Source organism: Cellulomonas persica (assembly GCF_007989825.1).
Classification (GTDB): Bacteria; Actinomycetota; Actinomycetes; order Actinomycetales; family Cellulomonadaceae; genus Cellulomonas; species Cellulomonas persica.
Genome location: NZ_BJUA01000001.1, coordinates 17,446 through 44,023, shown reverse-complemented (window position 1 = coordinate 44,023; position 26,578 = coordinate 17,446). Strand labels below are relative to the sequence as shown.

Genomic DNA, 26,578 nt, shown 5'->3' with positions numbered 1-26,578 from the left:
TCGGACCGGGCACCGTCCTCGCCGCCCGCCGACGCCGGGCGTGAAGATCGTGTGTGGGAGTGGGTGGGAACCCGGCGCCGGGGCGGCGCCGTCGCGGCGTACGGACGAGACTGGACGCGTGCTGCCCGTCGTGATCGCCATCCTCGTCGCCCTCGCGGTGGCGGCCGTCGTCCTGCTCGTCGCGAGCACGTCGGACGCGGACGAGCGACGCGACGACGAGTCGCCGTGGCAGGCGTTCCGCCGGGGCCTGCGGGCGCGTCGGCACCCCGCGCCGGACCAGCTCGCGGCCGCCGAGGCGGCCGAGGCCGAGCCCGTCGACCTGTCCCTCGCCGAGTTCCTGCGCGCCACGGCCGAGCAGGGCGAGGGCTACCTGCACGTCGACGACCTCTCGGCCGGCCTGGCGCGTGCGCGCGACAAGGCGGCCCGCGCCATCCCGCTGCGCCGTCACGGCTGACGTGCCCGGCTGACGTCCACTGCTGACGTCGACTGCTGACGTCTACCGCTGACGTCTACCGCTGACGTCTACCGCTGACCCCGGGCGTCGTCGGCCCGGCGCCGTCACCGGTAGACGACCGCCGAGGGCGAGTACCCGCACGCCGCGCTCGGTCCCGCGCCGATCTTCGTCGCCTCACCCGAGGTCACGCCCCGGTACTCCTCGCAGATGACGACCTTGCGTGACGCGTCGTCCACGATCGTGACGCCGGACAGCGTCGCCCGGTCGCCGAGGTTCGAGTTGATGCCGACGAGCGTCGTCGCCGGCGCGGTCACGGTGACGCCCTGCACGACCACGGTGCGCGCGTACTGCGTCGAGCAGTTCCCGCACGAGCGGTAGAGCTTGCCGATGTCGGCCGCCTGGAAGTTGCGGATGACGAACGTGCCCGGGCCGTTGTGCTGGAACACCTTGTCGGACGCGTGGCGCGCACCGCCCCCGTCGACGGTCATCACCTGCGACGGCGAGCTGCCCTTGAGCGTCGCGGCGTCCTCCTCGACGTCCTCCCACCAGACGTTCTGCAGTGTGCACGTGCCGGCGCAGTGCACCCCGTCACCCGCGCCCGACCCGAGGATGACGTTCGTGAGGACCGCGCCGTCGGCGAGCCGGAACATGGGCGGCTGCGACTCGTCCTGCCCGCTCGACGAGATGCCGTAGTACCGCACGAGCCCGCCGTCGAACGTGCCGCTCACGGAGATGGTCGACGAGACGTGCTGCTGTCCGGTCGCGCTCGGCCAGGAGGCGGTGCCGGGCGACGACGGGGACGCGCTGGGCGTCGGCGTGGGCGTGCTGCCGCCGCTGCCGACCTTCGCCAGCGCCCACTGCTGGTGGTACGACTTCGTGTCCGTGCCCTGGACGATCGCCGCGCCCTGCGCGGTCGAGGCGCCCGCGACCTGCAGCGCCTTGCCGGAGTGCCGGTTGAGCAGCCGGACGTAGCCGGACTGGTCGGCGAGGCGGAACCGCTGGTTGGCGCCGTCGAGGTCGGCGAACAGGCGGAACGACGCGCCCTCGGCGGTGCTCCACTCCCACAGGTCGACGACCTTGCCCGACGCGCGGTGGTGCAGCTCGTACCAGCCGTCCCCGACGGGGACGAGCCGGAACTGCTGGCTCGCCGCATCGGTCCGCGTCGTCTGCACGAGCGGCGACCCGTCGCCGGTGGCCCCGGGCACGTCGAGGACCTTGTCGCTCTTGCGGCTGACGAGCACGTACCAGGCGTTCGGGTCCACGGTCGCGGCCGTGGCGCCCAGGGCCGTGGCCAGACCGAGCGTGCCGGCGAGGACCACGACGACGAGCGCGGCGACGGTCAGGCGCACGCGTCCTGCCGTGCTGCGTCGATGGTGGGCCTGCTGATCGCCCCTGTGCCGGAGGGCCAGGTGGGTGGCGCGGTGCGTGCTGGTCATGCTGACCTCCTGGACAGCCTCGTGGACAGCGCTGTCCCCGGCGAGACCGGGGCCGTCGCGACGTGACCGTACGCACGCGCCCGCACCGGCCGACACGGCCGAAACGAATCACGTCGGCCGGGCCCGGTGCCACCGGCCCGCGCGCGCCGCGCAGGGTCGCGCGGGTCCGGAGAGCCGACCGGGTTCGCGTCCTCACCCCGCACGCGGCCAGACTGTGCGTGTGAACTCCGATGCCCTGACCACGCTCCTGGCCGCCGGTGTGCCGATCGCGCTCGTCGCGGCCGTCGTCACGCTGTTCGTCTCGCGCCGCCGCTCGGGCGACGACACCTCGACCTCGGCGCCCGCGCCGACGATCGAGCGCGTCCCCACCCCGGCCGCGGCGCCCGACGACGACGAGTCGCCGCGCGGCGTGGACGTCCCGCCCACCGCGGGCGTGGGCACGCTCGACACGTTGCCGGAGCAGGCCGAGGCACCGCCCGCCGAGAGCGGCCTCGGCACTCCCGAGCTCGACGTCCTGCCGTCGATCGAGGTGCCGACGCCCGCCGCCGGACGCCTCGCGCGGCTGCGTGACCGCCTCGCGCGCTCCGGCTCGCCGCTCGGCACGCGGCTGCTCGCGGTGCTGTCCCGCGACCACCTCGCGGAGGACGACTGGGACGAGCTCGAGGAGACGCTCCTGCTCGCCGACGTCGGCGCCGGACCCAGCGGCGAGCTCATCGACGCGCTGCGCACGCGCGTGCGCGTCGAGGGCCTCAAGGACCCCGCGCAGGTCAAGACGCTGCTGCGCGCCCAGCTCCTCGAGCTCGTCGACCCGACGCTCGACCGCTCGCTGCACGTCGCGCCGACCGTCGCCGCCGACGGCACGCGCACGCCCGCGGTCCTGCTCGTCGTCGGCGTGAACGGCACGGGCAAGACGACGACGATCGGCAAGCTCACGCGGCTGCTCGTCGCCGAAGGGCGGTCGGTCGTGCTCGGCGCGGCGGACACGTTCCGCGCGGCGGCCGCCGACCAGCTCGAGACGTGGGGCTCGCGCGTGGGCGTGCCGACCGTGCGCTCGGAGCGCGAGGGCGCCGACCCGGCGTCGGTCGCGTTCGAGGCCGTGCGGACCGGCAAGCAGGCCGACGTCGACGTCGTCGTCGTCGACACCGCCGGTCGGCTGCAGAACAAGGCGGGCCTCATGGACGAGCTCGGCAAGATCACGCGCGTCATCGGCAAGGAGGCTCCGCTGTCCGAGGTCCTGCTCGTGCTCGACGCGACGACGGGCCAGAACGGGCTCAACCAGGCGCGCGTCTTCGGCGAGGTCGCGGGGGTCACGGGCATCGTGCTGACCAAGCTCGACGGCACCGCCAAGGGCGGCATCGTCGTCGCGGTGCAGCGCGAGCTCGGCGTGCCGGTCAAGCTCGTCGGGCTCGGCGAGGGACCCGACGACCTCGCGCCGTTCGACCCCGAGGCGTTCGTCGACGGCCTGCTGCAGTAGACCCGGGGGAGCGGCGGGCGACGAGCCCCGACGGTGGCCGCCCGCTCGTCGTCCGGGGGGCGAGTCGGACGAACGCCCACCTCGAAACCCAACGTTTACACGCACGTGCGCCTTGTCACCTGCCGGTAACGCGTGCAGCCGCTCGGCGAAATCCCGCTGCTCGAACGTTGTCCGCGATCGGCCGCCCGGCCGGCGAGGGGAGCGAATGGGTATGGATGCAGGAAACGCCGCGTGGATGCTGACGTCAGCATCCTTGGTGCTGCTCATGACGCCTGGACTGGCGTTCTTCTACGGGGGCATGGTCCGCGGTAAGTCCGTCCTCAACATGATGATGATGAGCTTCGCCGCCATGGGCGTCGTCGCGATCATCTGGGTGCTGTGGGGCTACGCGATGGTGGCCGGGGACGACAAGGCGGGGCTGTTCGGATGGAGCTCGGACTACTTCGGGCTCAGCGGCATCCTGAACGGTGAGGACCCGCTGACCGACCTCATCACGGTCGGCTTCCAGGTGACCTTCGCGATCATCACGGTCGCGCTCATCAGCGGTTCGATCGCCGACCGCGTCAAGTTCGGCGCCTGGGTGCTCTTCGTGGTCGTGTGGGTCACGCTCGTGTACTTCCCGCTCGCTCACCAGGTCTGGTTCGGCGGCTACCTGTTCGGTGACGAGTGGTTCCTCGGCGGTTCGCTGCCCGCGCCGATCGACTTCGCCGGTGGCACGGTCGTCCACATCAACGCCGGTGTCGCCGGTCTGGTGCTCGCGCTCGTCATCGGCAAGCGCAAGGGCTTCGGCAAGGAGCCGATGCGTCCGCACAACCTGCCGTTCGTGATGCTCGGTGCCGCGCTCCTGTGGTTCGGCTGGTTCGGCTTCAACGCCGGCTCGGCGTTCGGTGCGACCGACGTCGCGGCGCTCGCCTGGATCAACACCACGGTCGCCGCCGGTGCGGCGCTCGTCGGCTGGATCGTCACCGAGAAGATCCGTGACGGCCACGCCACGTCGCTCGGTGCCGCCTCGGGCATCGTCGCCGGTCTCGTCGCGATCACGCCCGCCGCGGCCGCGCTCGACCCGCTGAACTCGATCATCCTCGGCCTGGTCGCCGGTGCGGTCTGCGCCCTGGCCGTCGGCCTGAAGTACAAGCTCGGCTACGACGACTCGCTCGACGTCGTGGGCGTCCACCTCGTCGGTGGCCTCATCGGTACGGTGTCGATCGGCTTCCTCGCGAAGGACGGCGTCGGCCTGTTCCACGGCGGCGGCTTCGAGCAGCTCGGGACGCAGGTCATCGCGGCCCTGTACGCGGTCGTCTTCTCCGGCGTCATCACCGCGATCATCGCGTTCGCCATCAAGGCGACGATGGGGTGGCGGGTCAGCGAGGAGGTCGAGGTCGGTGGTATCGACCTCGCCGTGCACGGTGAGACCGCATACGAGACGCTGGGCGGGGCCCGCGTCGTGACGGAGGTGAAGTGATGACGAAGCTCGTGACGGCGGTCATCCAGCCGCATCGGCTCGACGACGTGAAGTCGGCCCTCGAGGCAGCGGGTGTCCGTGGCCTGACCGTGAGCGAGGCGAGCGGCTACGGCCGCCAGCGCGGCCACACCGAGGTCTACCGCGGCGCCGAGTACACCGTGGACCTGGTCCCGAAGGTGCGGATCGACGTCCTGGTCGCCGACGAGGACGTGGCCGGGATCGTCGAGGTCGTGATCCGCGCCTCGCAGACCGGCAAGATCGGTGACGGCAAGGTCTGGGTCGTGCCGGTGGAGGACGTGGCTCGCGTCCGCACCGGTGAGCACGGCGACGACGCGCTGTAGGAACCATGTCCGACGAACGGCCGCCCGTGGGGGGCGCGGCCGGGGACGACGACGACACGCAGGTCCCGCACCCCGCCCCTGGGGTGCGGGACCTGCGCGTCGAACGGCTCGACCTCGCCACGTCCCTGACCGGCACGACGCACGACGGGGTCCTGCGCCGCCAGCAGATCTCCGCCCTGGTACGCCGGCGGCTCGTCGAGCTGTGGCACGAGGCGACCGCCGGCCAGGACATGGCCGGGGTCGCGCTGGGTGCGGTCGGGTCGGTGGGCCGCGGCGACGCGAGCCCCGTCTCCGACCTCGACCTGCTCCTCGTCCACGAGGGCCGGGGACGCTCCGTCGAGGACCTCTCGGCGCTCGCGCAGCGCCTCTGGTACCCGATCTGGGACGCGGGCCTCGACCTGGACCACTCGGTCCGCTCGCTCGCGCAGTGCCGTCAGGTGGCGTCGAAGGACCTGCCGGCCGCGGTGGGCCTGCTGGACCTGCAGCACGTCGCGGGGGACCCCGTGGTGATCGCGCGCGCCACCTCGGCCCTGCTCGAGGACTGGCGCGCGGCCGCTCGGCGGCGTCTGCCCGAGCTGCTCGCCTCCACGCGGCAGCGGGCAGAGCGCCACGGCGAGCTCGCCTACCTCATCGAGCCCGAGCTCAAGGAGGCGCGCGGCGGCATCCGCGACGCCGTGGTGCTGTCCGCGCTCGCGGCCACGTGGCTCACCGACCGTCCGCACGGTGCGGTCGACCACGCGTACACGCACCTGCTCGACGTGCGCGACGCGGTGCAGGTCGCCACGCGCCGCCACACGAACCGCCTGCTGCTCGCCGACCAGGACGAGGTCGCCGAGCTCGTCGGCTTCGACGACCGCGACGACCTGCTCGCGAGCATCGCGGAGGCGGCGCGCATCATCTCGTACGCGCTCGACACGACGGCGCGCAACGCGCGTCAGGCGCTCGAGCGCCCGGCCCGCGGCCCGCGGCTCGTCCGGGGACGCCGCATGCCCCCGCGGCTGCGCCCGATCGCCGAGGGGCTCGTGCAGCACGGCGACGAGATCGTGCTCGCGGTCGACGCGAGCCCCGAGCACGACCCGCTGCTCGCGTTGCGCGCGGCGGCGACCGCGGCGCGCACGGGCCTGCAGCTCTCGCCCGTCTCGGTGCAGCACCTCACGGTGACCCCCGCGCTCCCGACGCCCTGGCCGCGCCAGGCACGCCAGTACCTGCTGCAGCTCCTCGCCGCCGGGCACGCGCAGGTGCCGATCTGGGAGGCGCTCGACCTCGCCGGCGTCGTCACCACGTGGATGCCGGAGTGGGCGGGCGTGCGCAACCGCCCGCAGCGCTCACCCGTGCACCGGCACACCGTGGACCGCCACCTCGTGGAGACCGCCGCGAACGTGGCCGCGCTCGTGCCCGGGACCCCGAGCGAGACGCTGCTCGTCGCGGCCCTCCTGCACGACATCGGCAAGCGCGCCGGCGCGGGCGACCACTCGGTCGAGGGCGCGCGCCTGGCGGGTCCGATCGTCGAGCGCATGGGCTTCGGCGACGACGTCGCGGCCGACGTCACGCGGCTCGTGCGGGAGCACCTGCTGCTCGCGGAGCTCGCGACGAGCGCCGACCCCGACGACCCCGCGACGACCGACCGGCTGCTGGAGGCCGTCGACCACCGCGACGACCTGCTGCAGGCGCTGCGCGTCCTCACGGAGGCCGACGCGGTGGCCGCAGGCCCGGCCGCGTGGAGCCAGTGGCGCGGCACGCTCGTCGACGACCTCGTCGCGCGAGCGCGCAGGCGCCTCGGCGGCGGTCGCGCGGCGGATCGCCCAGGTACCCTGGGACGTCCCTGACCCCTTCCCGCGAGGACGCCCTACGTGTTCGCCACCCTGTCCGACCGCCTGACGTCGACGTTCAAGAACCTGCGCACCAAGGGCCGCCTGTCCGAGGCGGACGTCGACGCGACCGTGCGCGAGATCCGCCGGGCGCTGCTCGACGCGGACGTCGCCGTGCCCGTGGTCCGGCAGTTCACCGGCGCGGTGCGCGAGCGCGCGCTGTCCGCCGAGGTCTCGCAGGCGCTCAACCCGGCGCAGCAGGTCGTCAAGATCGTCAACGAGGAGCTCGTCGCGATCCTCGGCGGCGAGACCCGCACGCTGCGCTACGCGAAGAACCCGCCGACGGTCATCCTGCTCGCGGGTCTGCAGGGTGCGGGCAAGACGACGCTCGCGGGCAAGCTCGCGCTCCAGCTCAAGGGCGAGGGCCACACGCCGCTGCTCGTCGCGGCCGACCTGCAGCGCCCGAACGCGGTGACGCAGCTCCAGGTCGTGGGGGAGCGGGCCGGTGTCCCGGTGTTCGCGCCCCACCCCGGCAACCAGGGCGCCGACGACGTGCTCCCGGCCGGCGCGGACCCGGTCGCCGTCGCGCGCGCGGGCCTCGAGACCGCGCGGTCGCGCCAGCACGACGTGCTGATCGTCGACACCGCCGGTCGCCTCGGTGTCGACGCCGAGCTCATGCGCCAGGCCGCGGACATCCGCGACGCCGTGCAGCCCGACGAGATCCTGTTCGTCATCGACGCGATGATCGGTCAGGACGCCGTGACCACCGCGCAGGCGTTCGCGGACGGCGTCGGTTTCACGGGCGTCGTGCTGTCCAAGCTCGACGGCGACGCGCGCGGTGGTGCCGCGCTGTCGGTCGCGTCCGTGACGGGCCGCCCGATCCTGTACGCGAGCACCGGCGAGAAGCTCACCGACTTCGAGGTGTTCCACCCCGACCGCATGGCGTCGCGCATCCTCGACATGGGTGACGTCCTGACGCTCATCGAGCAGGCCGAGCGCGCGTTCGACGCCGACCAGGCGCAGGAGATGGCGGGCAAGCTCGCGAGCGGGGAGTCGTTCACGCTCGCGGACTTCCTGCAGCAGATGCAGCAGCTGCGCAAGATGGGCTCGCTCAAGAAGATGTTCGGCATGCTGCCCGGCATGGCGCAGATGCGTGAGGCGCTGGACAACTTCGACGAGCGCGAGGTCGACCGCATCGAGGCGATCATCCAGTCGATGACGCCCGCCGAGCGCGACAACCCGAAGATCATCAACGGCTCGCGGCGCGCGCGCATCGCGAAGGGGTCGGGCACCACGCCGACCGACGTCAACCAGCTCCTCGAGCGGTTCGACGGCGCGCAGAAGATGATGCGGCAGATGGCCAAGTCGGGTGGCATGCCGGGCGCGATGCCGGGCATGGGCAACCTGCCCGGGATGGGCAAGAAGGCGCGCGGCAAGGCCGCGCCGCAGCGCAAGGTGCGCGGCAAGTCGGGCAACCCGGCCAAGCGCGCGGCGCAGGAGCGCGCCGCGCTCGAGGGCAAGCCCGCCGCCGCGCCGAGCGGGTCGGCGTTCGGCCTGGGGACCCCGGCGCACCAGCCGGACCCCGCGTCGATCGAGCTGCCCGCCGGGCTCGAGAAGTTCCTCGGGCGCTGAACCCGTGAGCGACGTCCTGCACCTGGCCGGGACCGTCGTGCTCGACGACGAGCGCGAGGTCGGCGAGGCGTGGGTCGTCGGCGGGCGTCTGACGTTCACCCGCCCCGCAGGGCCGGCGACGACGATCCGTGGCTGGGTGCTGCCCGGGCTCGTCGACGTGCACTGCCACATCGGGCTTGCGGCTGACGGTCCGGTCGACCACGCGACGGCCGAGCGGCAGGCCCTGGCCGACCGCGACGCGGGAGTGCTCCTCGTGCGCGACGCGGGCTCGCCCGCGGACACCTCCTGGGTGCACGGGCGTGCGGACCTCCCGCGCCTGATCCGGGCCGGGCACCACCTCGCGCGGCCCAAGCGGTACCTGAGGAACTACGGGCTCGAGCTCGCCGACGTGCACGACCTGCCCGGCGTCGTGCACCACGAGGCGGTGCGCGCCGACGGGTGGGTCAAGCTCGTCGCCGACTGGATCGACCGCGACCTCGGCCCCGCGGGGGACCTGACGCCGCTGTGGCCCGACGACGTGCTCGACGCCGCGGTGGCCGCCGCGCACGACGCCGGCGCGCGCGTCACCGCGCACACGTTCGCGACCGAGTCGGTCGACCCGCTCCTGGACGCCGGGGTCGACTGCCTCGAGCACGCCACCGGCGCCACGCACGCGCAGATCGCGCGGATCGCCGAGCGCGGGATCCCGGTCACCGCGACGCTCCTGCAGATCGCGCAGTTCGGCGCGATCGCGGACCAGGGCGCGCCGCGCTACCCCCGCTTCGCGCAGCGCATGCGCGCGATGGGCGAGCGCCGGTACGAGCACGTGCGTGACCTGCACGACGCGGGTGTGCCCGTGCTCGTCGGCACGGACGCGGGCGGGACGATCGGGCACGGTCGGATCGCCGACGAGGCCGCCGAGATGGTCGCGGCCGGCATCCCGGCGCGCGACGTCGTCGCGGCCGCGAGCTGGCGGACCCGCGCGTGGCTCGGCGTCGAGTCGATCGCGGAGGGCGCGAGCGCCGACGTCGTCGTCTACGACCGCGACCCGCGCACGGACGTGACCGCGCTGCACGAGCCCGCCGCGGTCGTCCTGCGCGGCACGCGACACGTCTGACGGACGTGACCGGCGTCGAGTCCTCGGTCGAACCCGCACGGGGGAAGGCGTCGAGCCCAGACGGGTGAACGTGCAGGTCGAACTGGCATCTTCCGGACTCCGTCTGGTTCGCTGCCCGCGACCGCACCGTGCGGTCGCGCGTCGACAGGAGCGTCTCCGTGAGCAGCGCCACGCCGAGCAGTGCCGCGCCGGACGGGGCGGACCCTGCCTCCACCGCGCCGACCGTCGGTGCCGTGGGCGGCACGCTGCCAGCCGCCCCGGCCGTCGTGACAGCCCCGGAGCGCCACCGCCCGACGGTCGCCGACGTCGTGGCCGCAGCGGTCGTCTGGCTCGGGGTCGTGCTCGGGGTGGCCGCCAAGCTCTACGCGGCCGGCTGGTTCGTGCTCGTCGTGCTCGCCCTGGCGCCCGTGACGATCGCGCTGCCCGTCGCGGCCGCGTGGATCGTGACGCTGCCGCTGGTCGGTCTCGGCGCCGTGCGCAAGCGGGCCGGTCGCGCGCCGCGGCGGTACCGCAGTTTCGCGTGGGGGATCGGCCTCGGCGTGCTCGTCGGCTACGCCGCGATGTACGACGGGGGCGACGTGGGCGCGCCCCGCTCGACGCTGTCGATCCTTCTCGGCGACTCGTGGGTGGTGGCCCGACTCGGCGACGCCGCGCCGTGGCTCCTGCTGGCAGCGCTGGCCGCGTCGGCCGTCGCGATCGGCTGGTACGTGGTCGACCGCGTGCGGCTTGGGAAGGCCGCCGAACGTCTGGCATGATGGTCGGCTGTACACGTCGGGTGCAGCCCCTCTACCTGCCCTCGTCGCGTCCTTCGCCGCCTCCGGCCGCCCAACCCCACGGGCAGGCTGGCGGGGCACCCGGCTGAATCCCAGGAGAAGACCACAACGTGGCCACCAAGATCCGTCTGAAGCGTCTCGGCAAGATCCGGGCGCCGTACTACCGTGTCGTCGTCGCGGACTCGCGCACCAAGCGTGACGGTCGCGTCATCGAGGAGATCGGCAAGTACCACCCGACCGAGGAGCCCTCGCTCATCGAGATCTCCTCCGAGCGCGCGCAGTACTGGCTCGGCGTCGGCGCGCAGCCGACCGAGCAGGTCCTCGCCCTCCTCAAGGTCACCGGCGACTGGCAGAAGTTCAAGGGCCTGCCGGGCGCCGAGGGCACCCTGAAGGTCAAGGCCGGCAAGGCCGACCCGAAGGCCGCCGTCGAGGCCGCCGCCGCGGACGCCGAGAAGGTCAAGGCCAAGGCCGCCGAGAAGAAGGCTGCCGAGCCCGCCGAGGCCCCGGCCGAGGACGCGGCTCCCGCCGAGGACGAGCAGGCCTGATGCTCGCCGACGCGCTCGAGCACCTGGTGCGCGGCATCGTCGACCACCCGGACGACGTGCGGGTGAGCGCGGTCGCGCTGCGTCGCGGCGAGCTGCTCGAGGTCCGGGTGCACCCGGACGACCTCGGGCGCGTCATCGGCCGCAGCGGTCGCACCGCCAAGGCGCTGCGGACCGTCGTCGGCGCGCTGTCGACCGAAGGCCCCGTGCGCGTCGACGTGGTCGACGTCGACCGGCGCTGAGGTCCGGCGCGAGACAGCACGTCGTGGCCATGAGCCGCGATGCGTGAGGCCCGGCCCCTACCCTGGGGCCGGGCCTTCGTCGTGCTGGAGGGCACCCGACCGGACCTCGCACGAGCGACTCCCTTACGCGAAGACCATCTCGAGGAGAATCCCCATGCTGCTGACGGTGGCGCGCGTCGGACGCGCGCACGGCCTGCGCGGTGAGGTCGCGCTGGACCTGCGCACCGACGTGCCCGACGAGCGACTCGCCGATGGTGCGGTGCTGGCGACCGACCGTGCGGACGTCGGCTCGCTGACCGTCCGCTCGACGCGCGTGCAGCAGGGTCGCTGGTACGTCACGTTCGCCGAGGTGCGCGACCGCACCGCGGCCGAGGCGCTGCGCGGCGTCGCGCTGCTCGCGGAGGAGGACGCGTCCGACGAGGAGGACGCCTGGTACCCGCACGAGCTCGCGGGGCTGCGCGCCGAGCACGTCGACGGCCGGGTCCTCGGGGAGATCGTCGGGCTCGAGCACCTGCCGGCGCACGACGTGCTCGTCCTGCGCGAGGGCGACGGTGCGCGCACGCTCGTCCCGTTCGTGCGTGCGATCGTGCCGGTCGTCGACGTGGCGGGTGGCCGCGTCGTGCTCGACCCGCCGGGTGGGCTCCTCGCGTCGGATGCCGCGAACCTCGTCGTGTCCGACGAGACGTCGAGCCCGGCCGACGAGACGTCCGGACCGTCCGACGAGCGAGGCGAGTGAGCGTGCGCATCGACGTCCTGACGATCTTCCCGGACTACCTCGCGCCGCTCGGGCTCTCGCTCGTCGGCAAGGCGCGCGAGGCCGGGATCCTGGACCTGCACGTGCACGACCTGCGCAACTGGACGACCGACCGGCACCGCACGGTCGACGACACGCCGTTCGGCGGCGGCGCGGGCATGGTCATGCGTGCCGACGTGTGGGGGACCGCGCTCGACGAGATCCTCACGCCCGACGCGCACCTGCTGCTGCCGACGCCGTCCGGCCAGGTGTTCGCCCAGCCGACCGCGCACGCGCTCGCCGCGGAGACCCACCTGGTGGTCGCGTGCGGCCGCTACGAGGGGATCGACGCGCGCGTCGCCGAGCACTACCGGGCCGCGGGCGTGCGCGTCAGCGAGCTGTCGCTCGGCGACTACGTGCTCAACGGCGGCGAGGTCGCCGCGCTCGTCGTCGTCGAGGCGGTCGCGCGCCTGCTGCCCGGTGTCGTGGGCAACCCCGAGTCGCTCGTCGAGGAGTCGCACGGCGAGGCGGGGCTGCTCGAGTACCCCGTGTTCACCAAACCGCCGACATGGCGCGGGCTCGACGTGCCGGACGTGCTGCTCTCGGGTCACCACGCGCGCATCGCGCGGTGGCGGCGCGACGAGGCGCTGCGGCGCACCGCGGCGCGCCGCCCGGACATGCTCGAGGCGCTCGACCCGGCTGCGCTCGACGCGCGCGACCGCGAGGTCCTCGCCGAACGACCTGACGTGCAGCCTGACGTGCTGCCGGACGGCGCGGCCGGCTGAGCGCCCGACGCCCGGACGGGCGGGGCGCGCGTGACGTGGGTGAGCGCACTCGCGATTACCAGCCGGGGTCCGCGCTGTGGCAGACTTGTCCGCTGGTGCGCGCACGTCACGTCTCTGCCACGGGGGAGACCTCGACGACCACCGGCCGGGCCCACCGGGCGCCGACCGGACGCACCGACGAACCAGACCACCAGGACGCGCTCGTACGTCGTGCCGTCCTCGAACCGCGTGCCTGACCCGTCGGCAGGCCGAGGAGAACATCATGCAGACGCTGGACCAGGTCGACGCCGCCTCGCTGCGGACCGACATCCCCGAGTTCCGTCCCGGCGACACCGTCAAGGTCAACGTCAAGGTCGTCGAGGGCAACCGCTCGCGCGTCCAGGCGTTCCAGGGCGTCGTGATCGCCCGCCAGGGCGCCGGCGTGCGTGAGACCTTCACGGTCCGCAAGATCAGCTTCCAGGTCGGCGTCGAGCGCACGTTCCCCGTGCACGCCCCGTCGCTGGAGTCGGTCGAGGTCGTCACCCGTGGTGACGTCCGTCGCGCGAAGCTGTACTACCTGCGCGGCCTGCGGGGCAAGAAGGCCAAGATCAAGGAGAAGCGCGAGCGCACGGTCGCTCAGGGCTGAGCCTCCTCGTCCTCGACCGCAGGGCGGTCACCTCCGGGTGGCCGCCCTGCGGCGTTCCCGGCGAACGCCGACCCGGGTGCCCAGGGTGCGGTTGGGTGCGCCACGTGCACAGCCTGGCGTGCGAGAGTTACCCGGTGACCTCGCGAGCCGACGACGACCCTGCGCGCACGCAGGGGGGACCGCCCAGCGGGAGCACCGGCGAGCAGGGGCGCGCCGAGGTCGGGGGAGCAGCCCCGTACAGCGAGACGGAGCGGGACAGCATGCACGAGACCAGCGCGGGCACCTGGCCGGCGGAGCCGACGCTCACGCCCGACCCGGCGGGCGAGGCCGAGCCAGCCACGCCCGAGGCCCCGGCGACCCGCTCGCAGCGACGCGACGCGGAGCGCGGCGGACGTCGCCGCCGACGCAGCGCCGGCGGGTCGATCCTGCGCGAGACCGCGATCATCCTCGTGAGCGCGCTCGTGCTCTCGTGGCTCATCAAGACGCTGCTGGTGCAGGCGTTCTTCATCCCCAGCTCGTCGATGCACGACACGCTGGTCGAGGACGACCGGATCATGGTGAGCAAGCTGACGCCGGGCCCGTTCGACCTCGAGCGCGGCGACATCATCGTCTTCAAGGACCCGGGCGGCTGGCTCGAGGGCCAGAAGCCCGTCGAGGCCACCGGGTGGCGCGGCGCGATGAACGACCTGTTCACGTTCGTCGGGCTGTACCCGCAGGACGCCGGCGAGCACCTCGTCAAGCGCGTGATCGGGCTCCCGGGCGACCGCGTCGCGTGCGCAGGCCCCGGCGAGCCGGTGACCGTCAACGGCGTCGAGCTCGACGAGCCGTACCTGGCCGCCGGTGCGATCCCCAGCCAGATGGCGTTCGACGTGACCGTGCCGCCCGACAGCCTGTGGGTCATGGGGGACAACCGGCAGCGGTCCTCCGACTCGCGGCTGCACCAGGGCGACCCCGGCGGTGGCGCGATCCCGATGGACAACGTCGTCGGCAAGGCGTTCGTGCTCGTCTGGCCGATCGACCGGGCCACCGTCCTGCACAACCCGGGCGACACGTTCAAGGACGTCCCCGACCCGTCATGACGCTCGTCGACGAACCCACCGTCACCGACGCTGCCGCGTCGGGGCGCGTGCCGCCTGCCGCACGTCGGGCCGCGCGCCCCGGGCCGCACCTGCGCATCGAGCGCGGGCTGCTGCGCGACGGCGCGCGTCTCGTCGCCGGCATGGACGAGGTCGGGCGCGGCTCGCTGGCCGGGCCGGTGTCCGTCGGAGTCGTCGTCGTCGACCTGCAGACCCGCTCCGCCCCGCAGGGTGTCGCCGACTCCAAGCTCCTGACGCCCGCGGCCCGCGTCGCGCTCCTGCCGCGGCTGCGCCGGTGGGGGGTGGCGCGCGCGGTGGGCCACGCGAGCGCGGCGGAGATCGACGAGATCGGCATCATCGCCGCGCTGCGGCGCGCCGGGATGCGCGCGCTCGCCGCGGCGTGCGACGGGGTCGGCGCGGTCGACGCGGTCGTGCTCGACGGCTCGCACGACTGGCTGACGCCGCCCGCGCAGGGCGAGCTCTTCGCCGACGAGGCCGCCGCCGACCTCCTGCCCGGGGCCACCTCCCCGCGCGTGCTGCTCAAGGTCAAGGCCGACCGGTCCTGCGCGAGCGTCGCCGCCGCGAGCGTGCTCGCCAAGTGCGAGCGCGACGCCCTCATGGTCGAGCTCGCCGCGGACCACCCGCACTACCGCTGGGACGAGAACAAGGGGTACTCGAGCCCGGAGCACATCGCCGCGCTGCGCGAGATCGGCCCGTGCGTGCTGCACCGGCGCTCGTGGCGCCTGCCCGGCACGGACCCGCTCACGGGCGCGACGACCGACGCGAGCGCCGGCGTGCTCCACGGCGACGGCGCCACGGGGCTGCTCGACGGCGACCCCGCAGCTGCGCTGCTCGACGGCGACCCTGCACCTGCGCTGCTCGACGACGGCTCGGCGCGGCTCGTGACCGGTTCACCTCGGGCGTGGGGGATGATGGACGCGTGAGTGCCGAGGACCTGGAGAACTACGAGACCGACATGGAGCTCGCGCTCTACCGCGAGTACCGGGACGTCGTGAACCTGTTCTCGTACGTCGTCGAGACCGAGCGCCGCTTCTACCTGGCGAACCACGTGGACCTGCAGGTACGGTCCGCGGCGGGTGAGGTCTACTTCGAGCTGACCCTCGCCGACGCGTGGGTGTGGGACGTGTACCGCTCCGCGCGCTTCGTGAAGTCGGTGCGCGTCGTGACGTTCAAGGACGTCAACGTCGAGGAGCTCGCCAAGCCCGAGCTCGACCTCGGCGGCGGGGCCGGGTTCCCGCGCTGACCCCCCGCGGGCCGTGCCCGCTCGGCCCCGGTGCGCAACCGTCCGGCCGAGCGATGCGGAGAGCCGAGCGGTGCGGAGACGCTTCTCGCGGCTCCGCGGACAGGGCGCGACCGCCCGTGTGACCGCTCGGCCCGCCCACCGGCACCGCCGCTGCCGCGCCCGGACCGCGGACGCGGGCGTCGCGTCGCTCGTCGTGCGCGACGGCGACCCGACCCCAGCCCTGGGGACGGGCGGGTACGTCCACAGAACCGACGGGCCGCCTCCGCCCCACCCGTCGTCACCGCCACGCTGTGCGCGGAGGTGGTGCGGGTGCGGGCGAAGGACGCCGTCGGGCGGTACGGGGAGGACGTGGCGGCTGCCCACGTCGAGGCCCGCGGGTGGCGGGTGCTGGACCGCAACTGGCGGTGCCGGTACGGCGAGCTCGACCTCGTCGGGATGGACGGCGACGTGCTCGTCGTCGTCGAGGTCAAGACGCGGCGGTCGACCGCGTACGGGACGCCCGCCGAGGCGGTGACCTGGCGCAAGCTCGCCCGGATCCGCCGGCTCGCCGCGCAGTGGCTCGCGGAGCACGACGTGCGCGCGGCGTCGGTCCGGGTGGACGTCATCGCGATCCTGCTGCCGCGCGCGGGCGCCGCGCAGGTCGAGCATCTGCAGGGGGTGTGCTGACGTGGCGCTCGGAGCGACCTTGTCCGTCGGCCTGGTCGGGATGGTCGGTCACCTCGTCGAAGTCGAGGCGCACCTCGCCGCGGCGCTGCCGGCGTTCACGCTGGTCGGCCTGCCCGACGCCGCGCTCGCCGAGTCGCGCGACCGCGTGCGCGCCGCGGTCTCCTCGTGCGGGCTCGCGTGGCCTAACCGTCGCGTGACGGTCAACCTCTCACCCGCCACGCTGCCGAAGTCCGGCTCCGGGTTCGACCTCGCGATCGCCGTGGCGGCGCTCGCCGGTGCGGGGGTCGTCGACCTCGCACGCGTGCGCGGGGTCGTGCACCTCGGCGAGCTCGGGCTCGACGGCCGCCTGCGGCCGGTGCGGGGGATCCTGCCGGCCGTGGCCGCCGCGGTCGCCGCCGGACGGCCGCGGGTCGTCGTGCCCGAGGCGTGCGTGCCCGAGGCGAGCCTCGTCCCCGGCGCGGACGTGCGCGGCGCGGGCACGCTCGCGGCCGTCCTGGCTGCGCACGGGGCCGACGTCGAGGTGCCCGACGTGCCCGCCGCGCCCGCCGAGGTCGCCGCACCCCGAGCCGTGGCCTTCGCCCCGGACCTCAGGGACGTCGTCGGGCAGGACGAGGCGCGCCTGTGCCTCGAGGTGGCCGCAGCGGGCGGGCACCACCTGCTCATGGTCGGGCCGCCCGGCACGGGCAAGACGATGCTGGCGTCGCGGCTGCCCGGGATCCTGCCGGACCTCACCGAGGACGAGGCGGTCGAGGTGACGGCGATCCACTCGATCGCGGGCACGTTCGACCCCGGCGGCGGGCTGCTGCGACGCCCGCCGTACGAGGACCCGCACCACACGGCCACGCCCGCGAGCGTGATCGGTGGCGGCTCGGGCGTGCCGCGACCGGGCGCGGCCTCGCGTGCGCACCGCGGGGTCCTGTTCCTCGACGAGGCTCCCGAGTTCACGACCGCGGTGCTGCAGACGCTGCGCCAGCCGCTCGAGCACGGCGAGCTCGTGCTGCACCGGGCCGCGGGGGCCGCGCGGTACCCGGCGCAGTTCCAGCTCGTGCTCGCGGCCAACCCGTGCCCGTGCGGGATGGCGGTCGGCAAGGGTCTGGACTGCACGTGCCGCCCCGAGCAGCGTCGGCGCTACCTCGGCAAGCTCTCGGGCCCGTTGCTCGACCGCGTGGACCTGCAGGTCGAGCTCCAGCCGTCGCGCGCGACCGACGAGGTGGGCGAGGCGACCGCCGACGTCGCGCACCGGGTCGCGGTGGCGCGTGCCGCGCAGGCAGAGCGGTTCGCCGGGCTCCCGTGGCGTACGTGTGCCCAGGCGCCCGGCGCGTGGCTGCGCGAGCGGCTCGGACCCGACCGGGTGCTGGTCGCCGACCTCGACCGGGCGGTGGACCGCGGGACGCTGAGCCGCCGTGGCGCGGACCGGGTGCTGCGCGTCGCATGGACGCTGGCCGACCTGGAGGGGCGGGCGGCACCGGGCCGCGCGCAGGTCGGCCGAGCGCTCGCGCTGCGGACCAGGGGGCGCGGAGCATGACCGCGCCGAGCACGGGCGCGCGTCGCACGGTCGACGAGCGCGAGCGCTGGGCGCGCGCCGCGTGGAGCGCGCTCGCCGAGCCCGGCGACGTCGTGGCGGGTGCGCTCGTCGGGCAGCTGGGCGCGGCCGACGCGTGGCAGTGGCTGCTGGAGCAGCAGGGAGGATCGGTGGCGCTGGGTGGGCGGGCCGTGGTGCAGGAGGCCGTGGCGCAGGAGGCCGTGCCGGCCGGTGTGCGGCGCGGCGCCGCGGCTCGGCTCGCGCGGGCCGTCGAGCGGTGGCGTCCGCGTCTCGAACGACTGACGGTCGAGGGCTGGTCGGTCGACGCGCCCCCGCCCGGAGCCGCGGCCCGGAGCCGGGTCCTCGTCCCGGGCGACGACGACTGGCCCGCGGGGCTCGACGACCTCGGGGCCGCGGCGCCGCCGTGCCTGTGGGTGCGCGGCGACGCGGCAGCGGCACGAGGCGCGGTCGTCGGCGCCCGCGCGCGGACGGTCGCACTCGTGGGGGCGCGCGCCGCGACCGCCTACGGCGAGCGTGTCGCGATCGACCTCGCGGCGGGTCTCGTCGACGCCGGTTTCGTCGTCGTCTCGGGCGGGGCGTACGGCATCGACGCGGCGGCGCACCGAGGCGCGCTCGCCGGCGGCGGTCGGACGCTCGTCGTCGTGGCGGGCGGCGTGGACCGTGCGTACCCCGCGGGCAACGCCCGCCTCGTCGAGGAGGCCGTCGCGAGCGGGGGAGCGGTGATCGGCGAGGTGCCGCCGGGCAGCCTGCCCACGCGCAGCCGCTTCCTGCAGCGCAACCGGCTGATCGCGGCGCTCGGGGCGGCCACCGTCGTCGTCGAGGCCGCCTGGCGCTCGGGTGCGCTCAGCACGGCGAACCACGCCGCGCGGCTCGGCCGGCCGGTCGGCGCCGTGCCCGGGCCGGTCACGTCGATGGCGTCGACTGGCTGCCACCGGCTGCTGCGCGACGGCACCGCGACGTGCGTCACGGAAGCCGCGGAGGTCGTGGAGCTCGCTGGAGACCTCGGTGCGGACCTGGCGCCCGAGCCCACCGCGACGGCCGGCGTGCACGACGGCATCGACGAGCTCGCTCGCCGCGTCCACGACGCGCTCGGGATGCGCGCGGCGCGATCTGTTGCGATGGTTGCCCGTGCGGCCGGAGTGACCTCGGGGGAGGCGCTCGAGGCGCTCGGGACGCTGGAGCTTGTCGGACTCGCACGACATGACGGATCCGGATGGCGCGCTGCGGATGTGACGTGAGCAACTCGTGCGGGTGAAAAGCGCGACGATGTGCGCCGATTGTCCGAATCAATTTGGACAATAACCCCGTAAACGCCCGCGATTAGGCCGGACAGGTGAATCACGGGCTTGTTCGGCGCGTCGAAAACCGTCACGGTATCCGCATGGACGTGGCCGAGATCACCGCACAGGCGCCGGGTCGCGCGCGCCTGCTCGCGGACTACTCGGCCCACCTGACGCACGTGCGCGGGCTGTCCCCGCACACCGTGCGTGCCTACCTCGGTGACATCGACGCGCTGCTGCGCCACGCCGCGCGGCACGGTGCCGTGGACCTCGCCGACGTCGACCTGGCGATGCTGCGGTCGTGGCTCGCGGCCATGGCGGCCCACCACAGCAGCCGCGCGACGCTCGCGCGGCGCGGTGCCAGCGCCCGCGCGTTCTTCTCCTGGGCGTCCCGCACCGGGCTCGTCCCCGTGGACCCGTCGCTGCGCCTCGCCACCGCGCGCACCGGTGCCACGCTGCCCGCCGTCCTGTCCCAGGACGTCGCCCGCCGCGCGCTCGACGAGCTCGCGGACCGTGCGGACGCGCAGTCGCCCCTGACGGTGCGCGACTGGGCGATGCTCGAGGTCCTGTACGGCACGGGCGTGCGCGTCGGTGAGCTGTGCGGCGCCGACGTCGCCGACGTCGACCTGGCCCAGCGCACCCTGCGCGTCACGGGCAAGGGCGACAAGCAGCGCGTCGTCCCGTTCGGCGTTCCCGCGGCGCGCGCGCTGGAGGCGTGGCTGCGCGTGCGGCCCGCGGTCGCCGCCGACGGCGGGGCGCTGTTCGTCGGAGCTCGCGGCGGACGCATCGACCAGCGTCAGGTGCGCACCGTCGTGCACCGCGCGACCGCGGCCGCCGGGGTCGACCTCGCGCCCCACGGGATGCGCCACTCGGCTGCGACCCACCTGCTGGAAGGCGGATCGGACCTGCGCAGCGTGCAGGAGATCCTCGGCCACGCCAGCCTCACGACCACCCAGCGCTACACCCACGTATCCGCCGAGCGCCTGCGCTCGGCCTACGCGCAGGCTCACCCGAGGGCCTGAGGACGGACGATGATGACCCTCCACCTGGACACCACGCCGGCGCTGCGTGCGGTCGACCGCGCGGGTGCGGCCCCGGCCGGCACGATCCCGCAGCAGCGTGGTCTGCTCGTCGCCGAGGTGGACGACGCCGTCGCCTCGTCGCCGCTCGACGCCGTCCTCGACGACGAGGAGGTCGAGCTCGCCGACGTCGTCGTCCTGCCCGAGGTCCCGAGCCAGCGCGGTGCGCAGTCACCCGACGTGGCCGAGCTCTGGACCGCCTACAAGGCGACCGGCGAGCGCCGGCACCGCGACGCGCTGATCCTGCACTACGCGTCCCTCGTGACGGCCGTGGCCGGTCGCGTCGGGATGCGCCTGCCCGCGACCGTCGAGCAGGCGGACCTCGTGTCGTACGGGATGTTCGGTCTCATCGACGCGATCGAGAAGTACCAGCTCGACCGTTCGGTCAAGTTCGAGTCCTACGCGTCCTCGCGCATCCGCGGAGCGATCATCGACGAGCTGCGCGCGATGGACTGGGTCCCGCGCTCGGTGCGCACCAAGGCGCGCTCGCTCGACCGCGCCTACGCCGAGCTCGAGGCGACGCTGCACCGCGCGCCGACCGAGGCCGAGCTGGCCGCGCGCCTCGGCGTGCCGGTGACGGAGCTGCGTGCCGTGTGCTCGCAGCTGTCGACCTCGAACCTCGCCGCGCTCGACGAGCTGCTGGGTGGCGAGGACCGGGCCGGTGGCGTCTCGCTCGGCGACACGCTGTGCGACGACCGGATCCTCGACCCCGCCGGCACGCTCGCGGACGCGGAGACGGCGCACCTGCTGTCGCGCGCGATCGAGCAGCTCGGCGAGCGTGAGCGCATCGTCGTGGTCCTCTACTACTACGAGGGCATGACCCTCGCGGAGATCGGCCGCGTGCTCGGCGTCACCGAGTCGCGCATCTCGCAGATGCACACGGCGGCGATGACACGCCTGCGCACCCGCCTCCTGGAGGCCGAGCGCTGCTGAGAGCGCAGGCTCGCCCCCGCCGATCCGTGCGCAGGAGACGTCGCCGGCGGGGCGGTCCGCTCGGGCGGCGGGCGCTGGCACGTCCCGGCTGACGTCGGCGTCGGCGCAGAGCGTCGTGCTCAGCCGGGCAGCAGCACGACGGGCCCGGTGCCCCTCACGAGTCCGAGCGGGTCGACGTACCGGTCGGGTGCCGTGCGCACGCCCCAGTGCAGGCAGGTCGGCCCCCCGCAGTGGCCGTCGCCGTCCACCACGCCGACGGGTGCGCCGCGCCCGACCGGTGTGCCGACAGCGACCGAGGCCGCGACCGGCTCGAGGCTCGACGTCAGGCCGTCGTCGTGCCGGAGCGTGACGACACCCCGTCCGGCGACCGCCCCCGCGAACGCCACGACGCCTGACTGCGGGGCGGCGACCTGCTGCCCGGGGACCACCGCGAGGTCGACCCCGCGGTGCCCGGCTGCCCACGGCTGCGGTGGTGGCTCGAACGCACGCAGCACGTGCGTCGGGTCCGCCGGCAGCGCGTACCCGGCGGCAGCACCGACGGTGTCGGCACCTGCCGGGTCTGCACCTGCCGGCGCGTCCCCGGCGCGGACGGCGGACGGGCGGGCGGTCGTCGGGGCGTCCGGCTGGGCGACGGCCGGCGCGCACGCGGGCGCTGCGACGAGCAGCAGCGCGAGCAGCAGCCGACGTCCGCTCGCTGCGCGGACGGCCGGCGTACGTCGAGCGGGTGCCGAGGGGGCGGGTGCGGACGTCACGCGGTGAGCCTGCTCGCTCCTGCCCGGCGGAGGGCAGCACCCCTGCGGTGCTGTGGATCGGGGTGCGCACGACGAGGGCTGGGGTCGGGTCGAGCGGGGCTCGTCCGCCGCCACCTCGGGCGTGGGCTAGACTTCTCGCGCGACCGGTGAGAGCCGGTCGACTTCGCGCGCCATCTTCCCTGAGATCCGGCCCGGTGCCAGACCCCGGTCTGACCATCGTCGAACCTCGGGGGGCGTGCCCGTACAGGTCCGTGAGCGCCGGGTGACCGGCCTCGCGGCGCGGGCCGTCGTGGCGCCAGGGGCACCGGCACCCGCCGGAGCCGACAACCGCATCGCGGGAGCGCACCTCGTGCCGCTCCCGCTCGACGTGCGCGCCGCCCGCTGCGGAGCGCCACGGAAGGAAGTGCCATGGCCGTCGTGACCATGCGCCAGCTGCTCGAGAGCGGTGTCCACTTCGGGCACCAGACGCGCCGCTGGAACCCCAAGATGAAGCGCTTCATCTTCACCGAGCGCAACGGCATCTACATCGTCGACCTGCAGCAGTCGCTGACCTACATCGACCGCGCCTACGACTTCGTCTCCCAGACGGTCGCGCACGGCGGGACGATCCTGTTCGTCGGTACCAAGAAGCAGGCGCAGGAGCCCGTCGCCGAGCAGGCCGCGCGCGTCGGCATGCCGTACGTCAACCAGCGTTGGCTCGGTGGCATGCTCACCAACTTCTCGACCATCCACAAGCGTCTGCAGCGCCTCAAGGAGCTCGAGCAGATCGACTTCGACGACGTCGCGGCCTCGGGCCTGACGAAGAAGGAGCTGCTCGTCCTGCGCCGCGAGAAGGACAAGCTCGCGAAGACGCTCGGTGGCATCCGTGACATGGCCAAGGTCCCCTCGGCCGTGTGGATCGTCGACACGAACAAGGAGCACCTCGCTGTCGACGAGGCGCGCAAGCTGGGCATCCCGGTCGTCGCGATCCTCGACACCAACTGCGACCCCGACGTCGTGGACTACCCGATCCCGGGCAACGACGACGCGATCCGCGCCGTGCAGCTGCTGACCCGCGTGATCGCGGACGCGGTCGCCGACGGCACGCTCAAGCGCCACTCGGGCAAGACGTCCGCCGAGGGCGGCGCCGACGCCGAGGCCGAGCCGCTGGCCGAGTGGGAGCGCGAGCTCCTGGCCGGTGCCGAGGCCGGTCTGGCCGAGGCCGCGCCCGCCGCCGAGGCGCCTGCTGCGGAGGCCGCTGAGGCCCCCGCAGCCGAGGCTGCGCCGGCCCCCGCGGCCGACGCGCCGGCCGACGAGGCCTGAGCCCACCGCACGTCCGCAGACCGCTCCATCGACAAGAACGGACACCACTGATGGCGAACTACTCGCTCCAGGACATCAAGGACCTGCGCGAGAAGACCGGCGCCGGCATGCTCGACGTCAAGAAGGCGCTCGAGGAGGCGGAGGGCGACGCCGACAAGGCGCTCGAGATCATCCGCGTCAAGGGCCTCAAGGGCGTCGGCAAGCGTGAGGGTCGCTCGGCCTCGGACGGCCTCGTGGCCGCCCACGTCGGCCCCACGGCCGACGGCGAGGGCCAGACCGGCGTGCTGGTCGAGGTCAACTCCGAGACCGACTTCGTGGCGAAGAACCAGTCGTTCATCTCGCTCGCCGAGCGCGTGCTGGCCGCTGCCGTGGCCACGGGCGCCCGTGACGCCGACGCGCTGACGTCGGCCGAGTACGAGGGCACGACCGTGCAGGGCTTCGTCGACGAGACGGCCGCGACGCTCGGCGAGCGCATCGTCGTGCGCCGCGTGGCCCGCGTGGCCGGCGAGCACGTCGAGGTCTACCTGCACAAGGTCAACAAGGACCTGCCCCCGCAGGTCGGCGTCCTCGTGGCGACCGACGCCGCGGGCGCTGCGGTGGCGCGCGACATCGCGACGCACATCGCGGCGTACTCGCCGCAGTACGTCACGCGCGACGAGGTCCCCGCGGAGACCGTCGAGAACGAGCGCAAGATCGCCGAGGAGACGGCCCGCAACGAGGGCAAGCCCGAGGGCGCGCTCGCGAAGATCGTCGAGGGCCGCCTCAACGGGTTCTTCAAGGAGGCCGTGCTGCTCGACCAGCCGTTCGCCAAGGACCCGAAGAAGTCGGTCGGTCAGGTGCTCGCGGAGGTCGGCGGCTCGCTGTCGGCGTTCGTCCGCTTCCGCGTGGGAGCCTGATCCCACCACCCGCACGGTGGCCCCGGCCCGCAGGCCGGGGCCACCGGCGTAGCACGACGTTGCCGACCGCCCAGGAGGCGCAGTGAGCCCGGACCCGACGACCGACCCGACCCGCGTGGTGCCCGCCCGGCGGGTGCTGCTCAAGCTCTCCGGTGAGGCGTTCGGCGGCGGTGCCGTCGGGCTCGCGGTCGATGTGATCCGTCGGGTCGCCGCCGAGATCGCGGTCGCGGTGCGCAGCGGCGTCGAGGTCGCGATCGTCGTCGGCGGTGGCAACTTCTTCCGCGGCGCCGAGCTCGCGGACAGCGGCATGGACCGTGCCCGCGCCGACTACATGGGCATGCTCGGCACGGTGATGAACTGCCTGGCGCTGCAGGACCTGCTCGAGCAGGCCGGGGTGAGCACGCGCGTGCAGACCGCCATCACGATGGGTCAGGTCGCCGAGCCGTACATCCCGCTGCGGGCGATCCGGCACCTGGAGAAGGGTCGCGTCGTGATCTTCGGCGCGGGCGCCGGGATGCCCTACTTCTCGACCGACACCGTCTGCGTGCAGCGCGCCCTGGAGACGCACTGCCAGGAGGTGCTCATGGGCAAGAACGGCGTGGACGGCGTGTACACCGCGGATCCGCGCCGGGACCCCGACGCGCGTCGGCTCGACCGGCTCACGTACACCGACGCGATCGTCGGCGACCTCGGGGTCATGGACCAGACGGCCCTGTCGCTCGCGCGCGACAACGACGTGCCGATGCAGGTCTTCGGGCTCGAGGGCGCGGGCAACGTCACGCGCGTCCTGCAGGGTGAGAAGATCGGCACGATCGTCACCGCGAGCTGAGCCGGACGGGCGCGAGCGCCCGGCGCGCGCAACCGCACGACGAGCGACGCGCCTGACCACGCACGACCGGCTGCCCGACGGGCCGTCATCACGACACGCAGAGCCACCACACGCAGAGCCATCACACGCAGAGCAAGGAGCACCGGTGATCGACGAGACGCTCTTCGAGGCCGAGGAGAAGATGGACAAGGCGGTCGAGGTCGCCAAGGACGACTTCGGCACGATCCGTACCGGCCGCGCCAACGCCGCGATGTTCTCCAAGATCTTCGTCGACTACTACGGCGCCCCGACGCCGCTGCAGCAGCTCGCGTCGTTCAACGTGACCGAGGCGCGCACGATCCTGGTCTCGCCGTTCGACAAGTCGTCGACCACGGCGATCGAGAAGGCGCTGCGCGACTCCGACCTCGGCGTGAACCCGACGAACGACGGCAACGTCATCCGCGTCGTGCTGCCCGCCCTCACCGAGGAGCGCCGCCGCGACTTCGTCAAGCTCGCCAAGCACAAGGCGGAGGACGCCCGCATCGCGGTGCGCTCGATCCGCCGGCGTGCCAAGGAGGAGCTGGACCGCATCGTCAAGGACGGTGAGGCCGGCGAGGACGAGGTGACGCGCGCGGAGAAGGAGCTCGAGGCCCTCACGAAGAAGCACGTCGACCTGATCGACCACCTCCTCGTGGCCAAGGAAGCCGAGCTCCTCGAGGTCTGATGACGCAGCTCGCCGCTCCCAGCAAGACGCGACCGGGCCGCGACCTGCCGGTCGCGATCACGGTCGGCCTCGGCCTGCTCGCGGCCGTCGTCGCGGCGCTGTTCATCCGCAAGGAGGCCTTCGTCGTTCTCGCGGTGCTCGCCGTGTGCGCTGGCCTGTGGGAGCTCGCGCAGGCGTTCACGCGGCGCTCGATCCACCTCCCGCTGCTGCCGCTGCTCGTCGGCGCGGTCGGCATCCTGGTCTCGGCGTTCACCGCGGGCGCCGAGGCGCTGTTCGTCTCGTTCATGCTGACCGTCGGCGGCGTCATGGTCTGGCGCGTGCTCGACGGCAGCGGCGCACGCGCCCTGCGTGACATCGTCGGCGGCGCCTTCGCGGCCGCCTACCTGCCGTTCCTCGCGGGCTTCGTCATGCTCATGCTCGCCGAGCCCGACGGCCCCCGGCGCGTCCTGGTGTTCGTCCTGCTCGTCGTCGCGAGCGACACGGGCGGGTTCGCGGTCGGCGTGCTGCTCGGGCGGCACCCGCTCGCCCCGTCGGTCAGCCCCAAGAAGTCGTGGGAGGGCCTGGCCGGCTCGGTCGTGCTCGCGTGCGTCGTCGGCGTCGTGAGCATCCAGGTCGCGTTCGACGGCAAGCCGCTCGTCGGGGTGTTCCTCGGGCTGGCGACCGTCGTCAGCGCCACGCTGGGCGACCTCGCGGAGTCCATGCTCAAGCGTGACCTCGAGCTCAAGGACATGGGCCGGCTCGTGCCGGGCCACGGCGGTGTCCTCGACCGGCTCGACTCGCTGCTGCTCACGGCACCTGCCGTCTACCTCATCCTCGCGATGCTTCAGCCCGCGCCTCTCGCGTTCTGAGCCC

The 26,578-nt window shown here is 74.0% G+C and carries 28 protein-coding genes; 26 read left to right on the top strand and 2 right to left on the bottom strand.

Annotated elements, in window-relative coordinates; translation table 11 throughout:
* Positions 1-118: 118 nt before the first annotated feature.
* Positions 119-454 (top strand): hypothetical protein, encoded by a 336-nt coding sequence (locus CPE01_RS00215; protein ID WP_246783636.1) that lies wholly within the window; start codon positions 119-121, stop codon positions 452-454.
* Positions 455-558: 104 nt separating this feature from the next.
* Here the strand turns inward: CPE01_RS00215 and CPE01_RS00210 are convergent, their stop codons facing one another.
* Positions 559-1,890 carry a pectate lyase gene (locus CPE01_RS00210; RefSeq protein WP_146804637.1) on the bottom strand — a complete coding sequence of 444 codons (1,332 nt, stop codon included), beginning with the start codon at positions 1,888-1,890 and terminating at the stop codon, positions 559-561.
* 220 nt (positions 1,891-2,110) lie between these two features.
* On the opposite strand from CPE01_RS00210, the gene ftsY reads away from it, so the two are divergent.
* From ftsY to CPE01_RS00110, 20 genes are all read left to right on the top strand, one after another.
* On the top strand, positions 2,111-3,364 hold the full coding sequence (gene ftsY, locus CPE01_RS00205) for a signal recognition particle-docking protein FtsY (RefSeq protein ID WP_146804636.1): 1,254 nt from the start codon (positions 2,111-2,113) through the stop codon (positions 3,362-3,364).
* 205 nt (positions 3,365-3,569) lie between these two features.
* The gene (locus CPE01_RS00200; protein ID WP_146804635.1) at positions 3,570-4,826 is read left to right on the top strand and encodes an ammonium transporter; all 1,257 of its coding nucleotides are present in this window, start codon (positions 3,570-3,572) and stop codon (positions 4,824-4,826) included.
* Positions 4,826-5,167: a P-II family nitrogen regulator gene (locus CPE01_RS00195; protein ID WP_048341281.1), complete on the top strand. Its 342-nt coding sequence runs from the start codon at positions 4,826-4,828 to the stop codon at positions 5,165-5,167. The genes CPE01_RS00200 and CPE01_RS00195 overlap by 1 nt, the downstream gene beginning before the upstream one ends.
* Before the next feature lie 5 nt (positions 5,168-5,172).
* On the top strand, positions 5,173-6,993 hold the full coding sequence (locus tag CPE01_RS00190; RefSeq protein ID WP_146804634.1) for a [protein-PII] uridylyltransferase family protein: 1,821 nt from the start codon (positions 5,173-5,175) through the stop codon (positions 6,991-6,993).
* 24 nt (positions 6,994-7,017) lie between these two features.
* Positions 7,018-8,607, top strand: coding sequence for a signal recognition particle protein (ffh, locus tag CPE01_RS00185; RefSeq protein ID WP_146804633.1), 1,590 nt, complete (start codon positions 7,018-7,020; stop codon positions 8,605-8,607).
* A 4-nt stretch (positions 8,608-8,611) separates the two neighbouring features.
* On the top strand, positions 8,612-9,703 hold the full coding sequence (locus tag CPE01_RS00180) for an amidohydrolase family protein (RefSeq protein ID WP_146804632.1): 1,092 nt from the start codon (positions 8,612-8,614) through the stop codon (positions 9,701-9,703).
* A gap of 158 nt (positions 9,704-9,861) precedes the next feature.
* Positions 9,862-10,458: a hypothetical protein gene (locus CPE01_RS00175; protein ID WP_146804631.1), complete on the top strand. Its 597-nt coding sequence runs from the start codon at positions 9,862-9,864 to the stop codon at positions 10,456-10,458.
* A gap of 128 nt (positions 10,459-10,586) precedes the next feature.
* The gene (rpsP, locus tag CPE01_RS00170) at positions 10,587-11,021 is read left to right on the top strand and encodes a 30S ribosomal protein S16 (RefSeq protein ID WP_146804630.1); all 435 of its coding nucleotides are present in this window, start codon (positions 10,587-10,589) and stop codon (positions 11,019-11,021) included.
* Positions 11,021-11,260 carry an RNA-binding protein gene (locus CPE01_RS00165; protein ID WP_094179729.1) on the top strand — a complete coding sequence of 80 codons (240 nt, stop codon included), beginning with the start codon at positions 11,021-11,023 and terminating at the stop codon, positions 11,258-11,260. Before rpsP ends, CPE01_RS00165 begins: the two co-directional genes overlap by 1 nt.
* A 154-nt stretch (positions 11,261-11,414) precedes the next feature.
* Entirely contained in the window at positions 11,415-11,996 is a 582-nt protein-coding gene (rimM, locus tag CPE01_RS00160) for a ribosome maturation factor RimM (RefSeq protein ID WP_146804629.1), read from the top strand.
* Positions 11,997-11,998: 2 nt separating this feature from the next.
* Complete coding sequence (gene trmD, locus CPE01_RS00155; protein WP_146804628.1) at positions 11,999-12,778, top strand: tRNA (guanosine(37)-N1)-methyltransferase TrmD; 780 nt, start codon at positions 11,999-12,001, stop codon at positions 12,776-12,778.
* A 262-nt stretch (positions 12,779-13,040) separates the two neighbouring features.
* Entirely contained in the window at positions 13,041-13,403 is a 363-nt protein-coding gene (rplS, locus tag CPE01_RS00150; RefSeq protein WP_146804627.1) for a 50S ribosomal protein L19, read from the top strand.
* 134 nt (positions 13,404-13,537) lie between these two features.
* Positions 13,538-14,482, top strand: coding sequence for a signal peptidase I (gene lepB, locus CPE01_RS00145; RefSeq protein ID WP_246783635.1), 945 nt, complete (start codon positions 13,538-13,540; stop codon positions 14,480-14,482).
* Complete coding sequence (gene rnhB / locus CPE01_RS00140) at positions 14,479-15,423, top strand: ribonuclease HII (RefSeq protein WP_246783634.1); 945 nt, start codon at positions 14,479-14,481, stop codon at positions 15,421-15,423. Before lepB ends, rnhB begins: the two co-directional genes overlap by 4 nt.
* On the top strand, positions 15,420-15,743 hold the full coding sequence (locus tag CPE01_RS00135; RefSeq protein ID WP_146804626.1) for a DUF2469 domain-containing protein: 324 nt from the start codon (positions 15,420-15,422) through the stop codon (positions 15,741-15,743). The genes rnhB and CPE01_RS00135 overlap by 4 nt, the downstream gene beginning before the upstream one ends.
* Positions 15,744-16,052: 309 nt before the next feature.
* A complete protein-coding gene (locus CPE01_RS00130; RefSeq protein ID WP_146804625.1) occupies positions 16,053-16,409 on the top strand; it encodes a YraN family protein in 357 nt (118 codons plus the stop codon).
* Position 16,410: 1 nt separating this feature from the next.
* Complete coding sequence (locus CPE01_RS00125) at positions 16,411-17,934, top strand: YifB family Mg chelatase-like AAA ATPase (protein WP_146804624.1); 1,524 nt, start codon at positions 16,411-16,413, stop codon at positions 17,932-17,934.
* Positions 17,931-19,190 carry a DNA-processing protein DprA gene (dprA, locus tag CPE01_RS00120; RefSeq protein WP_146804623.1) on the top strand — a complete coding sequence of 420 codons (1,260 nt, stop codon included), beginning with the start codon at positions 17,931-17,933 and terminating at the stop codon, positions 19,188-19,190. The genes CPE01_RS00125 and dprA overlap by 4 nt, the downstream gene beginning before the upstream one ends.
* Before the next feature lie 143 nt (positions 19,191-19,333).
* The gene (locus tag CPE01_RS00115) at positions 19,334-20,254 is read left to right on the top strand and encodes a tyrosine recombinase XerC (RefSeq protein WP_146804622.1); all 921 of its coding nucleotides are present in this window, start codon (positions 19,334-19,336) and stop codon (positions 20,252-20,254) included.
* A gap of 9 nt (positions 20,255-20,263) precedes the next feature.
* Complete coding sequence (locus tag CPE01_RS00110) at positions 20,264-21,244, top strand: FliA/WhiG family RNA polymerase sigma factor (protein WP_246783633.1); 981 nt, start codon at positions 20,264-20,266, stop codon at positions 21,242-21,244.
* A 119-nt stretch (positions 21,245-21,363) separates the two neighbouring features.
* Here CPE01_RS00110 and CPE01_RS00105 read toward each other — a convergent pair whose 3' ends face one another.
* Complete coding sequence (locus CPE01_RS00105) at positions 21,364-21,996, bottom strand: murein hydrolase activator EnvC family protein (protein ID WP_246783632.1); 633 nt, start codon at positions 21,994-21,996, stop codon at positions 21,364-21,366.
* Between the two features lie 408 nt (positions 21,997-22,404).
* On the opposite strand from CPE01_RS00105, the gene rpsB reads away from it, so the two are divergent.
* The 5 genes from rpsB (at position 22,405) to CPE01_RS00080 (ending at position 26,574) form a co-directional block, all read left to right on the top strand.
* Complete coding sequence (gene rpsB / locus CPE01_RS00100) at positions 22,405-23,298, top strand: 30S ribosomal protein S2 (protein ID WP_146804621.1); 894 nt, start codon at positions 22,405-22,407, stop codon at positions 23,296-23,298.
* A gap of 50 nt (positions 23,299-23,348) precedes the next feature.
* On the top strand, positions 23,349-24,194 hold the full coding sequence (gene tsf, locus CPE01_RS00095) for a translation elongation factor Ts (RefSeq protein ID WP_146804620.1): 846 nt from the start codon (positions 23,349-23,351) through the stop codon (positions 24,192-24,194).
* An 82-nt stretch (positions 24,195-24,276) separates the two neighbouring features.
* A complete protein-coding gene (gene pyrH, locus CPE01_RS00090; protein WP_146804619.1) occupies positions 24,277-25,023 on the top strand; it encodes a UMP kinase in 747 nt (248 codons plus the stop codon).
* A gap of 145 nt (positions 25,024-25,168) precedes the next feature.
* Complete coding sequence (gene frr, locus CPE01_RS00085) at positions 25,169-25,726, top strand: ribosome recycling factor (protein ID WP_146804618.1); 558 nt, start codon at positions 25,169-25,171, stop codon at positions 25,724-25,726.
* Positions 25,726-26,574, top strand: coding sequence for a phosphatidate cytidylyltransferase (locus CPE01_RS00080; protein WP_146804617.1), 849 nt, complete (start codon positions 25,726-25,728; stop codon positions 26,572-26,574). The genes frr and CPE01_RS00080 overlap by 1 nt, the downstream gene beginning before the upstream one ends.
* Positions 26,575-26,578 lie beyond the last annotated feature (4 nt).